At 42.2% G+C, this 15,907-nt stretch carries 7 protein-coding genes; all 7 read right to left on the minus strand.

Translation table 11 applies throughout. The features are described from left to right. Positions 1 to 30: 30 nt before the first annotated feature. Positions 31 to 729, minus strand: coding sequence for a hormogonium polysaccharide secretion pseudopilin HpsB (gene hpsB, locus FBB35_RS10145; RefSeq protein WP_174709527.1), 699 nt, complete (start codon positions 727 to 729; stop codon positions 31 to 33). A gap of 30 nt (positions 730 to 759) precedes the next feature. Further along, positions 760 to 5,253 (minus strand): hormogonium polysaccharide biosynthesis protein HpsA, encoded by a 4,494-nt coding sequence (gene hpsA, locus FBB35_RS10150; RefSeq protein WP_174709528.1) that lies wholly within the window; start codon positions 5,251 to 5,253, stop codon positions 760 to 762. A gap of 803 nt (positions 5,254 to 6,056) precedes the next feature. Then, a complete protein-coding gene (locus FBB35_RS10155; RefSeq protein WP_174709529.1) occupies positions 6,057 to 6,887 on the minus strand; it encodes a PIG-L deacetylase family protein in 831 nt (276 codons plus the stop codon). A gap of 251 nt (positions 6,888 to 7,138) precedes the next feature. Beyond that, positions 7,139 to 8,491 (minus strand): glycosyltransferase, encoded by a 1,353-nt coding sequence (locus FBB35_RS10160; protein ID WP_174709530.1) that lies wholly within the window; start codon positions 8,489 to 8,491, stop codon positions 7,139 to 7,141. Positions 8,492 to 8,904: 413 nt separating this feature from the next. Next, entirely contained in the window at positions 8,905 to 12,432 is a 3,528-nt protein-coding gene (gene metH / locus FBB35_RS10165; RefSeq protein WP_174709531.1) for a methionine synthase, read from the minus strand. Positions 12,433 to 12,705: 273 nt separating this feature from the next. Further along, positions 12,706 to 14,514, minus strand: coding sequence for an ABC transporter ATP-binding protein (locus tag FBB35_RS10170; protein WP_174713590.1), 1,809 nt, complete (start codon positions 14,512 to 14,514; stop codon positions 12,706 to 12,708). A gap of 214 nt (positions 14,515 to 14,728) precedes the next feature. Further along, positions 14,729 to 15,859 carry an aldo/keto reductase gene (locus FBB35_RS10175; protein ID WP_174709532.1) on the minus strand — a complete coding sequence of 377 codons (1,131 nt, stop codon included), beginning with the start codon at positions 15,857 to 15,859 and terminating at the stop codon, positions 14,729 to 14,731. Between the last annotated feature and the right edge of the window lie 48 nt (positions 15,860 to 15,907).

A 15,907-nucleotide genomic window follows, 5' to 3' on the forward strand; every position in this document is an offset into this window, starting at 1 on the left:
TGCATAATATGAACTTACTTGCCGAGTTTTTTATTGACAAGTTTTATTTGTCGCAATACCCAGCCGCTTACATAAAGCCTGAAATGAAGTCGTACTGTTGGCAATGTCGGTTGTCATTTCAATTAATGGTGCTTTACGGCTACCTAATCCACCAGTGAAAGGTGTTTGTGTGTTTTTAGTATCAAGAGTGCTGGCTGTTAAGGGAAAGTCAGCATCTGCTCGATAAACCCTAATTCCCAGACGATAGCCATCGTTCACCCCAGCACTTTGAACAACAATTCGACTAGCCTGGATATAAAATAAATTGCTAGTATTGCTACTACAGTCTGGATTAGAAATACTACCGTTCTTAAAGCAATATAAAGTAGTTGCATCTGTAGGAACGGGCATATTTGTAGTGTTAATTAAATAGTCACCTGGGCTACCTGTTATAGGTGGTGTACCCGCTACATCTGAAATGCGTCTAGGCGCGGCTGATGTAGGAGCAGCAATTGTAATGACTGTATTTGGCGCTGTAATAGCTCCAATTCTGATGCCATCAATGAATGTTTTTGCCGCTTGAGTGGCCAGTTCCACCCGTCGAGACTGAACGCGGGTTGCTGTTGCCAGAACTATAACAGGTGCGATCGCTGTTAGTAAAATAGCAACTACGAGTAATGCTACCAGCGACTCAATAATCGTGAAACCAGACTCCCCAGAAGGGTGGATTTGTTGTTTGTGCTTAATCATTGCGAATTACCCACTTCTAAGATTTGATTATTAGTTGCAAGGACGTTGGTCTGCGTCGATTGCATAAGTGTTGTCGGTTTTTTTAGCACATAACAAAGTTGCTACCCAGGAGTCATCTCGACCAACTTCCCGGAAGTACTCGTCTGGCAAATCATCTGGGGTTCTCACCAATTTTTGAGCAAACAAGTCAGGCGACTGAGAAAGCAACGCTACATCATAACCCCACTGCCGTTTAGGAGCTATATAGAAAGGAGCTTGACCGTCGTTACCAACGATACGATATGATCCATTTAAAATTGCCGCAAATGGTGCAGTAGCAAAAGCACTGCGCTTGAACTGGATAAAAGAGCCGCTAATCCTCGCTGGGGTAGCATTTGCTGTACTATCGTCTGAGTTCCAGTTCTCTATAAACCTTACAAAGTTGTGTAAACCACCATTATCTTCATTGGAGCGTGCGGGTGTATCTCCAGCTGCTGCGGCTAAGTTGAAGGTGGTTGATGTAGCCACTTGTAGCCAATTGTTGTGATTCGGGGTTTTACCACTTCCAGGGCCTATTTTTGTAGTATCGGGTGAGCCAGGACTCCCAAAAGGTACATTGATTTGTAAGACAGGCGACAAGCGGGGTTGATTTTGCTGAGTAGGGGCACTACTGTCTATGATTAAAGATTTGTCGGCTGAATTGTTTGAATCATTTGTCTTGAACCATAGAGCAGTAGTGGATTTTCGAGGGAAGGTACTCCCTGAGTAGGGAAACTCTGATACCTTAACATTTGAATCAATTCCCAGGGGTATAGGCTGAGAGCTATCAATCATCAAGTTGCCAACAGGAGTAGAAGCACTATTACGTTTAAACGCAACTCGACGGGGGTAGGTCGATATTGAACTTGCTGCTGCTACGGCCGTTGTACCTGCATTTAAAGTTGAACTTAATAAACTACCATCAGTTGCAATTTGCCAAGAGTACTTATTATTGAATGAGTTTATTGGGTCATAGTTAACATACCAGTCTGTAGGTGCTGTACACGCCGAGACAGGTAATTTCGGACAAACTTCCATTAAGTACTCGTTGAAATTTCCCCGTCGCTGAATTGGTGTGACAAAGTTATTAAGGTAAGAACTAGAGATATTTGGAATACCGCTGCTGTTATACCAGCTAGCATTGGTGACGTAGGTGTTAATAAAAAAGCCATTATTTTTAAAGTTGGTAATAGAGACAGTATCCCCTAAGTTATTGTTCAAGTCATAGTCTCCCTGATTACGGAAACCCAACTGGAAGCTATTAGAAAGTAGGGTTATGGCATCCGCTATGACGCTTGCAGGTCGCCATTCATCTCCAGTAGGACAAGATAGCCTGGGGTCACCTGAGCGACAAGCAAAGTTAGGACTGCGCTTATTTGCAGGGCGACTATAGAAATTACTCCAGTCATCTTTTAGTAAGTTACCTGGGTCTGTTACAAGATCACCGAACTCTTCTTGAGTGTGAAGATTAAAGTCACCTTTAACATATACAGGCAGATTAGAAGCCAAAATTAGCCCTTTTTCTGTGTCTCTATAAGAGTTTGTACGCCAGATTTTTCCTCCATTGACAAACATAATGGCGTTAGGACGGCGAGTTGGGTCAAGTTTATAGTCAACAGGACTTTCTGTCGTTTGGTTTACTCCCGTTGCACTCGCATCTAAAAGCGCATCATCACGGGTAGCATAGATAATACCGCTATTTGGTAATAAGTATTCTGTTGCTGTTGCTACACCACCACTAATAGGTTTTCCTCGCAGCTTGTCAATATCTAATACTGTGGCGCGAATTTCTAGGGGTTGACGATCTTCAAGAGGAAGATTGTAATCTATATCTGAGGGTATGACAGCGCCCCCATCTGCGTTTGTAAATGTTTCTAATACAGACGCAGTTGCTGTGTTATCTGCATGAATTGCCTTAACCTGCCTGGGGTCGAGAAAGGCAGTTTCCATGATTGCACCGTGAGGAATAAGAAGAGGATTTTGAACGGTAATAGTGCCGTCTAAAATTTGTATGGCGCAAAGTGCAGATTCAACAGCAGACCTTTGTGAGATAGTACGGTCAGCCGCATTTTTTGCCAAAGCATTTTTCAATGGCTCATTTACCCAACGCCCATTGGGATACTTCAATTGGGCTTGATAACTAAGCACTGCCGCATAAGTTGTTTCACCGCTAGCAGTGTCAGGAGGATTGTAGACTATACCGTTATTGGAATTGCCATTATTTGTACCATTGTTGGGGGAATTTATAGGGGATACATCAGCTAAACCTGTTTTGTTCCTGGCTGTAGTGCTATTCGTTGGATCATAGTAGCTACTAACACAAGCAATAGGCGCTGGAGTCACCTGATTATAACTGGCAACGTTGTAGTGATAAACCGCTGTTGCCCGCATCCGCAGGTAGGGCGTATTTGCATCGTCGGGGAATACGATATTTGCATCCTTGGTACTACCAGCAGTTGCAGCTGTGGAAACAACTGGCATCATATCTGACCAGATTTTGTCCGTAGCAGTTTTGGCTGCTGTATATGTAGCACTACTTTCAGTGGTGGTATAGCCACTAGGTAAATAAATTCCACCACCAGTAACTACTCGTAAGCCACCTACAGGTTCTTGTGGATTTGTTGGGACTTTAGCTGCTGCTAATTCCCAGTCCCCATCTCTGTCTGTAGCTCCCAAATCAGCCAATTGCTCTACGCGGCTGCGACGAGTGCGAGTTCCCCCTCCAGTGTTGTCCCACGTAATACCTGTAATATTTTGAGTGTCTTGTGGATTTGGCCCAACAAAGCTTGTTCCATTCCACCAGAGTTGAGGTAAATTATTACCAACTGAAATGCGATCGCCTAAAAATGCCTCTTTACCATCTGGGTCTTTTTGTAGAGTAGTTGGTTCAGTTGCAGCAGGTAAAAGCTTTGTATCACCACTTGTTGTATTCAGCGTCAGCTTAGTATAGTTAGTACCTGTCGTTTTACCATCGCTAGGGTCAGTTGGATAAATCCAAACATCTGGCGGACGTAGCGTATCACCACTACCATTTAGTGGGCTGGTCGTTTCGTAAGCGCCTAAAACCTTGCTTAAGTCACTATTATCAGCAAAAGGAACCTCTGTAAAAGGTACGCGACGCGTGCGCTTTTTAAAGTAAAGCTCTAGCTGTTGTTGGCGGAACTTATCTTGTTCAGCTGCGGTGAAATCTGCTGCTGTTAAGCCACGCTTCTGATATTCCTGGTTAATACCATCACTAACCTCTTTGGGATCAGTACTAGCATTATTAGTCATCTGTGCAGAAACTAAGCGATTGATACGCTTTACATAAGCTAGGCTGTTATAAGCTATAACATTCGGACCCTGGGTAACTGATTTTTGAAAATCACTCTCAGTTGGAGCGGTGCTTTTTCCCTGGAATAAATGTACTTTGGTACTGGGAGATATATCACCAGTATCTATAAATCCGCCAGAGGCCGTATTACCACCAACAACTATTTTGGCATTATCGGCTGTATAGTAACATGATGCATTACTGCTAACTTGATATAGCGTAATTCCTGATCCTCCGCCAGTCAGGAAATTACTATTGGTAAAAATCCGCCCATTCAGTTTGAAGGCAGGACCTGGAGTGAGGTTGATATCATCCTCATAAATAACTGCGTTGTTAACCAGAAGAAGTTGCACTCGGTCTTGTTCATACTCTAGGGCAGAGAAACCTTTATTGCCTTTATATTGCTCATAATTAGTAGTATCAGCAGGTATACCAGTAATAGGAATAGTTGCGGTGTAAGCAAAGAAGCTTTTTTTCAGTTTGCCATTGATATTAAACCAGCCAGTATTGCCTACTAAGCTGGCACTTGTTGAAGTATCTCCACAATCTCCACTTACACCACCAGCCGCCATTGGTGGAGTTCTCGCCTCTAAGGAGTTTCTTTTGCGGGTATATGCACCTTCATTTATTGGTGGATTTTTAAAATAAATCCCATAAAGTGTGTAGCTATCAAATTTACCGTTGTTATTCGTATCTACGGGATATTGCCACGCCGTTTTTAGAAATTTTGTTTCATCTGTTTCATTTTTATCTAAAGCCAGTTTCAGTTGAGTTTCATCGCCAAAGGTATATTCATCAATATTATTTGCCAAAGTCCCGTAAAGTGCATCATCTGTGGGTGTAGCTCGTGGTAGTCTTCCATCTTGAAATAGCTTGTTTAATTTAGCTCTAGCGCGATCAATTGCCGGGGTTGCAGCATTGAGAGTAGCCTCATTCACGCGGGTATTACTGGCGTTTTTAGAGCGCTCAAATGACCTAAATAAAATCGCAGTAGTCAGTAACACAACTACTAGTGTTACCATTACTACCGTTGGCAAAACAAACCCAGCATTTCCAATCTCACGTCTTCTATTGGTGGTGAAAATAGTTCTTATTAGCCAAATAATTTGCTTTTTTATTGTAGATAAAAACTGTTTAGTAAGTTTTTTTAAAGAAAATCTTACTGCCTTGAATAACTTGCGTCTTACAGACATAAAAGCTTCCTCGCCAATTGTTTAATTACAAATTTTAGGATGTTGATTTTATAAGGAATAAAACCTATTTGTTAAGCTTTAACTCAAAGTTATAGTTTTGAATTATGTAAAAATTCACCTTGTTTAAACATTGTTAAAAAATACAGTGGTAAATTAACAAATGCAATTTATTCGATTTATATCATGTGTTCATTTTTTGGTTAATACCGAGAAATACTGATATTCTCGAAATTATTTAATTTATGCCTGCTTATGAAAAAAATTGATCCTTCTATATGAAGACTGATGTCATATAAACCAAACCTGCATTTCCAGGAGAATTAAGCTCACTTTCATAGAGAAATAGTATGACTGAAAATTAACCTTGTAGAAATCTATTTCATCCAAAGGTAGCTTTATGAAGATGTTGTGAGCATACTAAGGTTATAGTACCCACCTGCCCAAGTAAAAATATCAGTTGGTGTCAAAATAATAGACTTCTTGCATAAATCCAAAAAAGAACCCCACTCCCTCTTCCCTTGTAGCTACGGTGTACACACAAGTCTTGAAATCCCACCTAAAACTTGCTTTCGTTGCCCTAACCTTAAAATTAGCGGGATAAATGGAGTTTCTAGTTGCCCAAAATTTGGGTATTTACGGGGCTAAAAGGGTTGAAACCTTTGCAGACTATACTTGTGTGTACACCGTAGCTTCCCTTGTAGGGAAGGGGAGTAAGATTCAAAGCCTCTCTTCTAAAAAAAGAGAGGTCAAAGTGTATTGCTTCCATTCGAGAAGCGCTATATATTTACTTTATAAATAGGCTCTTATTGATTTGACAACAAAGAAGAAGGTTTGAAAAAAATTTCATACGGTACGAAAAATCGCCGTAGGAAACCAGGCTTTAGTACAGCATAAGTTTCAGCATCAATAGGTAGACACTGAGAGCGGTAGGCTCCAAGCGCCTCTATCTTCTTATTTTGAACAGAATGAATAGATATACGGTAAGCAGATGCTAATTCATCTAGTTTTAGGTCACGGAAGAGTAAAGATTTCCAGAGAATCCAAATCGGGTACTGTAAAATGTCAACCTCAATTTCAGAGTATTGAATCGCCGCTAGCAGTAATTCATAAGTTACTTCGTGGTCTTTAATACGGTCTTGGCGATGAGTCACATAAACCTCCCCAGGCTGGAAGGATTTCAGGAGTTGAGCAAGTTGTTCAATTGTTTGTTGGCGCTTGCTTGCATCTAGATATTGAAGTTGACTATCTGGTTTGTCGAGAAAGTAAATTTGTTCAGAGTCGATGCCTAAGATACTTAAAGCTGAAAGCGCTTCTTGCTTACGAATTGAAACCATTTCACCAGATTGAAACTTGGGATGTTTGCCATGAGAAGCTGCTCCATCTGTGACAAAAACAATCTGGACTGGCACATTCTGTTCCCGCTTGAGTTTAATTAAACCACCGCATCCCAAAACTTCATCATCCTGGTGCGGTGCAATTACCATTGCAGATTTCTGATTAACTTTCATCGGCTTACTACCAATATGCAATAGCCAAAGAAATTGCAACATGCTCATGAATTCTGGCAATGTATGATTGTATAGTCGCCAAATCTTGTTTCGTACTCGATGAAGAATATGTTTGACATTCAGCATTCTTTTTAATCCTATAGTCCAATACGGTTCACTTAGCGCCAAAAACCCTTTATCTGCGTAGATTGGGAGAGGAACGAAACCCAACATTTTCGGGAGTTTGTTGGGTTTTACTACGTTCTACCCAACCTACGATTATTCTTAACCCAAGCGTATTGTCTTATAATCCTTCTCTGAATCTCGGTTTCATCCATTGAATTACCTCTATATATTTATTTGTGAGTTATACAGATTTCCCTACCCAGAAAGAGAAACTACCGTTGCAATCTGCTGTATATAGTTGCTAAATCCGCTGCCTGCATATTTACTGTGCGAACAGGTTTAATACCTTGGCGCAATTCCCACAGTAAATTAGTATCTGTTGCTAATCGCTCAAGAGCTTGAGTCCAAGCTTTAGTATCGTTAGCAGTCACTAACCAACCATCAATGCCATGCCTAACAAGTTCAGCAATACCCCCCAAGTTAGAGCCGATGACAGGTATAGATAGGGAGTGGGCTTCTAATACAACCAAAGGCCCAGTTTCCAGGCATTGGGAAGGTACAGCTAGTAAGTCATAGTTAGCTAGAGTCTGGCGAAGTTCTTCTCTTGTTAGTTCTTTATTCACACAAATCCGAGGATCGTTTGCTATCAAATTAAAGATTTTTTGGCGATATCGTTCATCCTGCGTTATTCCATAAATGACCAACTCAATCTTGACTTGCTCAGGTAAATCTTTAACTGCCTGTACTAAAATATCGATACCCTTATATATATCCCAGCGTCCTAAAAAAACTACTTTTAAAGGGTCTGATTGCTGTCTTGTCTGTGGTAATTTTTTTTGTGCAGTATAAGAAATTCCATGTCGAGAGAGAAGAAGTTTTTCTTCAGGTATGCCGTTGATGAGTAGAGCTTTATAAAGCCAATCACACACTGTCACAATGCGGTCAGCATACTTTGCCATTTTTAGCAAACTTTTTTTGCGGGCAGCAACATAACCAGGCACGACAAAAGGACGGACAAACCTTCCCAGATTACCATCGTCTACTGAGGCTGGAAGATATGCACTGGTGGGCAAAGGTAAGCGACTGAGGAGATCCAAGGGAAAATGGCTCAAACTTTTGACTATTGCAGCAGGTAGCTTTTTGCTCAAAGTATCAGCACACTGAGAACACCGCACCACATCAATTTTGCCATCACAAACTTTTTGTCCATTGAACATCAAAGTAATTCGCTGGCATAAGGGTACGGCATAGTGTAATGTCAGCACTGTTGCCATGCCTAATTCTTTAGCTAATCGCAAATGAGGCAACCCACAATATACTTCCCAGTGGTGCTGATGATATATGTCTGCTTTTTGGTTAGTTAACCAATTAGCGAAATATTCAAATTTCCCATGCGGAAATTGCCCATGATTTGGTTGTGTTTTGGGCGCGGGAAATACAGGATATCGATAAACTTCTACGTCGTTATATTTATAAGTCTCTTCTGTTTGGGAACCTAACTTGGCCGCTGCTATCTGGATGTCAATATCATGCGATCGCAATTCTGGCAGTAACTCGTTGAGGTTTACTTGAATACCACCACATTTATCTGGAAAATAACGCGCAAGAGCTTGAATTACTTTCATAATAGGAGCCACCAGGACAGTAAATCTGCTCTTGCTATTTTACTCGCTGTATTATGAATTACCCAGTAATAGCTGTGCTTCAGTAAAAACCATAGAGGTTCGTTCTCAATTGGGTTAAATACAGTCGCTTCTTAGTGGGGCACAGCTAGAGCGCCAGTCCAGTAGAAGTAGTTGACAAGATGTATAGTTTTTGCGGAGGCTAATTTATAGGAGAATAAGGTATGACTACGGTGTACATACAAGTCTTGAAATCCCACCTAAAACTTGCTTTCGTTGCCCTAACCTTAAAATTAGCGGGATAAATGGAGTTTCTAGTTGCCCAAAATTCGGGTATTTACGGGGCTAAAAGGGTTGAAACCTTTGCGGACTATACTTGTGTGTACACCGTAGCCTTATTAAGGAGAGGGGATATATTAGGCGCTAAAGTATTTTGCTACTGGGTGGTAAGTAATAATTGCAGTGGTAGACTGTTCTGGATAAAGTTGTTCACTTTCATCCATATACAATTTAATTCTGTCAGTCTGCAATAATTCCAGTTGCTTGTATTGGTCTTGGATATTCGGGCAAGCTGGATACCCAAAACTATACCGCGAGCCACGATAGCGTTGTGCTAATATCTCCCGAATATTGTCGGGTTCTTCAGCAACAAAGCCTAACTCTCGGCGAATTCGGGCGTGTGTCCACTCAGCCACCGCCTCTGCTACCTGCACCGCCATACCGTGGAAATATAGGTAATCGGTGTATTGATTAGCCGCAAACAGCTTTTGAGCAAACTCTGTTGCAATCTCTCCTACAGTCACCGCCTGCATCGGGAAGACATCAATAATTCCCGATTCCTTTGGTGCAAAGAAATCTGCTATGCACAGCCGCCTTAACGACTTTTGTCTGGGAAAATCGAAAGTTGCAATCTGTTGTGATTGGTTTTCTGAGTCATATATATATAGAGAATTGCCCTCAGATTGACAAGGGAAATACCCATAAATCACTTGGGGATGCAACAGATTTTCTTCAATAATTCGCTGTTTCCAACTTTCTAAAATTGGGTAAACTTTCTCAGCTAAGAAAGCCTGATATTCCTCCTTAGATTGTTCCTTTGGTTTGCGGAATTGCCACTGTCCAGCAATTAAAGCTTGTAAATCCAAGTGCCAGAATATTTCCTCAATGGGAATATCACTAGGCTGCAACAATTTCGTTCCCCAGAAAGGTGGGGTGGGACGTTCAATATCTACAGCCACAGCTTCGGAACGTCTCGTATCTACTACTTTTGGTTCAGCAGATGTTTCTTCAGCAGTTGTAGCTTTTGGTTCTTTGTGACCATTTGTCGAAACTTCAGCAGTTTCCACTTCATTCAAAAATCCCTGCAAATCTTCCCAGTTATTAGTTGCCTTTGCTGGCATTAATTTATCCATGAAGTGCAAGTCAGAAAAGGCATCTTTGCCATAAACAACTTTACCTTTGTAAGTGTTTTGGCAATCTTCATAGACAAACTTGGGAGTTAACGCCGCACCACCTAATATCACGGGGACACTAATTCCCTTTTCGTTGAATACCTCCAAATTCTCTTTCATGAAGGCGGTGGATTTCACCAGCAAACCACTCATGGCAATACAATCAGGTTTGTGCTGTTCGTAAGCGTTGATGATGTTTTCTACTGGCTGCTTAATTCCCAGATTAATCACCTTGTAGCCGTTGTTGGACAAGATGATATCCACCAAGTTTTTACCAATGTCGTGGACATCACCTTTCACTGTGGCAATGATAAAGGTTCCCTTGGCATTGTTGCCTGATTCTGATTTTTCCATGAATGGTTCGAGAAATGCTACCGCCGCTTTCATGGTTTCCGCAGATTGCAAAACGAAGGGTAGCTGCATTTGTCCAGAACCGAATAATTCCCCGACAACTTTCATCCCATCTAGCAAAAAGGTGTTGATAATTTCCAACGGGGGATATTCTTCTAAGGCTTTTTTCAGATGTTCTTCTAAACCAATGCGTTCGCCGTCGATGATATGACGCTTGAGACGTTCTGGAATAGGGAGACTTTCATCTAAGGAGCGATCGCGCTTAGTTGTTACCCCGGCAAAGGCTGTGGTAAGCTCTCCCAAGGGATCGTAAACACAAACATTACCTTCAAACTTCCGCTCATCATAAATCAACTGGCGACAGATTTCTTGATGGCGTGCATCAATCTTCGATAGCGGTAAAATTTTGTTAGCGCTGACAATGGCTGCATCCATTCCCGCCGTTGTCGCTTCGTGTAAAAACACTGAGTTCAGCACCATCCGCGAGGCTGGAGTTAAACCAAAGGAAATATTGGAAACACCCAAAATTACATGGCATCCAGGCAATCCTTCACGAATGCGCCGGATGGATTCAATGGTGGCTTTGCCGTTTTCTCGGTCTTCTTCAATCCCGGTGGAAATGGGTAACGCTAGGGTATCAAAGAATATTTCTGTGGGTGGTATGCCATATTCTACAGCTTGACGGTATGCGCGTTGGGCGATCGCAAACTTTTTGTCTGCTGTCCGCGCCATCCCATCTTCATCGATAGTACCAATAACTACACCAGCACCGTATTTTTTCGCTAACTCCAGCACCTTCAAAAAGCGCGGTTCCCCATCTTCGTAGTTGGTGGAGTTCAGCAAACATTTACCACCGGCAACCTTTAAACCCGCCTCCATCTTTTCCCATTCGGTGGAGTCAAGCATTAAAGGCAATGTCACATTATTGACAATGCGCGAAACTAATTCGTGCATATCGCGCACGCCATCGCGTCCGACATAATCGACGTTGACATCAAGGATGTGTGCGCCTTCTTTAACTTGCGCCCTCGCCATTGAAACGAGTCCATCCCAATCTTCGGCATTGAGCAAATCGCGGCACTTTTTGGAACCACTGGCGTTGAGACGTTCGCCAACTATCAAGAAAGAATTATCTTGATCGTAGGGCTGAGTGGTGTAAATTGATGCTGCTGCTGGTTCTAAACTTGGCTGTCTAACTTTTGGCTTCAGACCTTTAGCGACTTCTGCCAATTGTTGAATGTGTTCTGGACGCGTCCCACAGCAACCCCCGATCACTTGGACACCCAAATCTTCAACAAAATGCATCAATGACATCCGTAATTCTAACGGTGTCAGGCGGTAGTGTGCTTGACCGCCAACGTTTTCAGGTAAACCCGCGTTGGGAATACAGGAAACGATGAAAGGTGAATGTTCTGACAAATACTTGATATGTGGTTTCATCAAGTCTGGGCCAGTGGCACAGTTTAGACCGAGAATGTCAATTGGGTAAGGTTCCAGAATTGTCAGCACAGCGCTGATTTCTGAACCTACCAACATTGTGCCCATGCTTTCCATTGTCACTGATACCATCAACGGACGGCGATCGCCTTTTTTGGCAAACACCTCTTCAATACCATTCAGCGCCGCCTTAATTTGCAGCACATCTTGGCAAGTTTCTACCAAAAATAAATCAACACCACCATCCCACAGCGCCTCTGCTTGTTCAGCAAAAGTAGCTTTCATGGTGTCAAAGTCAATATGTCCCAAAGTAGGGAGTTTTGTTGTGGGGCCGATGGAACCTGCCACAAACCGGGGTTTTTCTGGCGTGGAAAATTCCGCAGCGACACGCTTGGCTAATTCTGCGGCTGTCTTGCTGAGATAGTAGGCTTGGTCTGCCAAGTCATATTCTGCCAGCACCAGGGATGTACTGCCAAAGGTATCGGTTTCTATGACATCTGCACCAGCAGCGAGAAAGTCGCGGTGAACCTTAGCGACAGCTTCGGGTTTCGTGTGGACTAGGTATTCGTTACAACCTTCATACTGCGGGCCGCCGAAGTCTTCAGCAGTGAGGTTTTGGGTTTGTAAGTTGGTTCCCATCGCCCCGTCGAAGACGAGGACTGGGCTATCTGGACTACGCAGGCGTTCAAGGAAAGAATGAGTCATATTTTCCTAGAAGAAATGAGGACATCAAGTGAGTCTTGTGATACTCGACTTACTTTATTATTTTCCAAAATTGTGATATTTGTGGCAGCGTTTAATAAAGTCTGGTTTTCTTTATATAGCGGTTTTCATTTGAGTGAGGTACAAGAACCCCCAACTTCCAAGGGAGGAGGAGGCTATGATGTAACTCGTTTCATTAGGAAAAGCTATAATTCCAAATCGCTATTAGAATTATCCGTAAGCTTGTAATCCCTACTAAACATTGGTTTTAGCTATTTACTGATAACCGGCTGCTTGTAACAGAAACAACTTGGCATAACGTCCTTTTAGCTGTAACAATTCTTCGTGAGTTCCTTGTTCTATAACTTCGCCGTTTTCTATAACTAAAATTTTGTCAGCCATTCGTACCGTAGAGAACCGATGGGAAATCAAAAGTACCATCTGATTTTGAGTGATAGCACGAAAATGATTGAAAATCTCAAATTCAGCTTGGGCATCGATTGCTGATGTTGGTTCATCCAATACTAAGATATCTGCTTGCGATCGCATAAAAGCACGAGAGAGAGCAATTTTCTGCCACTGTCCCCCAGAAAGTTCCTGTCCTCCCTTAAACCAACGACCAAGTTGAGTCTGGAAGCTTTGGGGTAATTGGTCAATAAAAGATTGGGCCATGCCTTTTTCAGCAGCAGTTTTCCAACGGTTTTTGTTTTCGAGATGTTCTACATCACCTACACCAATATTCTCTCCCACAGTAAACTGGTAGCGGACAAAGTTCTGAAAAATCACACCAATACGACGACGCAGCACATCTACATCCCATTCTTGTAAATCCAAGCCATCTAAGAAAATTCGCCCAGAGTCTGGCGTGTAGAGTCGAGTAAGTAGTTTGATTAAGGTAGTCTTACCAGAACCATTTTCACCTACAATTGCCAGTTTTTCTCTGGGTTTCAAGTGTAGCGAAATGTTTGTCAAGGCTGGCTTAGAACTTCCCGGATAAGTAAAAGATACGTTCTCGAAACGAATACCATCTTGAGGATTTAAACCAATGGTTGCTTTACCCCAAGACTTTGGTACTTCTTCTTCTAGAAAATCATAGAGATTTGATAGATATAAGTTGTCTTCATACATCCCTCCAATAGACGTGAGGGCATTGGAGAAAGTTGATTGTCCTTGGCGAAAAACGGTGAGATACATTGTCATATCTCCCAAAGAAATCTTACTTTGCACTGTTTCCAGCACAATCCAAGCATAAGCTAGGTAAAAAGCACCAGTACTAACTAAACTCAGGAGATAACCCCACACTCCTCGCCGCACAGTCAAATCGCGGTCTTCGCCATAGAGTTGATCAAACAGGTTGTGATAACGCCCTAGCAGCATCTCTCCCAGTTGGTAGAGTTTGACTTCTGTGACAAAATCTTCTCTTGCTAGTAGATTTTCTAAGTAGTGCTGTTGACGAGTTTCTGCCGCCCGCCAACTAAATAGGCGAAAGCCTTCTCCAGCAAATTTGGTTTCGGCAATAAATACAGGTATGGCAGCCAAAACCAGCATTAGCACCGCCCAAACTGAGAAATTTATTAGCAAAATACCGTAGGTGAACAGAGAAAGGGCATTTTGCACTAACCCAAAGGTGCGGTTTACTAAGGAAAGGGGACGAACTGATGCTTCTCGTCGCGCATTGGTCAATTTGTCATAAAATTCCGAGTCTTCAAACTGCCTAAGATCAAGTGTCAGCGCCTTTTCTAAGATAAGTACATTTACTCGCTGACCCAGTAGCGCCCGCAATAACGATTGACAAATAAGGATTCCGCGTTGACCACCTGCTAGTAGAATTACAGCGATCGCTTCTAATCCTACATAAAATAGGGAAGGATAAATATTGACAAAACCATTATTTTGTGAATTAACTTGAGATGCAACTACCACTGCATCAACAATTAACTTACTGATGTAAGATATCGCCGCCGGTAAAAGACCAGCCACTAAAGTCAAACTCGCCAGAAGAATAGTAAGCGATCGGTTAGTAGTCCATACCAAGCTTACAGCCCGTCCACTGTAGCGGAAAACCGTCAGGGATTGGCGTAGGATATTTCTTTTTTTTTAATCTTCATCTTTCTTTGCGCGAGATACCCCTGGTTAAGAGAATCTTCCTGACTTTATTTAATCTTTATTAATTTTACCAAAAAAGAACTTAGAACTTAGCAGCGAGAATGACGGGTGTGCGACTAAGTGGTGACTCTCATACTTAGGTTAACGGATATTCTGAATTCTGGATTCTGACTCCTGACTTCTGTTCATATTTTTATCCCCACAATCTCCGACCTGCTTTCCCACTTAATTTTTGGTGAGTATCTGACAATAAAGCTGGAATATCTAACTTTTCTGGACACCGAGGTAAACAGTCACCGCATTCTGTACATCGGTTGCCTTTCATTCCAGGGAACCAGTGACCAGCATTTTCAAACATTCCGTAACGATATTGTCCATAGTCTTTCATGTCGTATGCCACTGCCAGATTACGTAACCGCAATACCTCTGGAATATTGATATTTTCTGGACAGGGCAAACAAGCATAACATTGGCTACATTTATCAGTTCCCAAAGCAAATTTTTGGTGATTTTCTAACCTCTGGAAAGCAGAAATTTCTGCTGATTTTAGCTTTCCATCATCGTCAGCAACTCGCAAAGGTTCTATTAATTCATCTGGGTTGGCTGGCCCTATACTTAAAGTATTAATACGGTTGTCAGCAAGTAAAAAACGATAGTTTAGTTCTAAGGGGGAATACGGCTTACACAAATCTTTTAGGGTTTGGGGTGGCGTATACAGCTTTCCCCCTTTGTCAGCAGGGGAAATAATGAAAATGCCCATATCTTTTTCGGCAGCTAGTTGAATTGCTGGTGCGTGCCGTTGAAAAAAATAGTAATAATGCAGATTGACAAACTCAAAAAAATCTGTTTCGATAGCTGCCTGAATTAGTTCTAATGACCCGTGGCTGGAAAAACCCACGTGTCGCACTCGACCATCAGCAACAGCTTCCTCTACGGCTTGCATACAGCCATTTTTGGCTTGCACCCACTCCAAATGTTGCCAAGTGTTCAAGCCATGAACGCCTAAGCAATCTAAATAATCTAGCTGTAATCGTTCTAGGGATTCGTCGATGCACCGACGCATGGTGTCAGCATCTGCTGTGGCAGAGATTTTGGTAGTGATGTAAAGCTTCGTTCGGGGTATTAACAACCCAACTTTTAATGCCCTACCAAGATACTCCTCACTTTTGCCATAACCTCTGGCGGTTTCTAGATGATTAATTCCTAGCGCTAAAGCTTGTTCAATGATCTGTTGAGCATTTTCAAAAGAAGCTAAGTAGCGCATTGTTCCTAGAGAGAAAACTGAGAGGTGCAGATTCGTTTTCCCAAAGCGTCGGTATTGCATAAATTTCAGTGCTGAGTGGTGTTGCATTAGCGGGGCATTTAGCCCGTG

This window comes from Nostoc sp. TCL240-02 (genome assembly GCF_013343235.1).
GTDB lineage: Bacteria > Cyanobacteriota > Cyanobacteriia > Cyanobacteriales > Nostocaceae > Nostoc.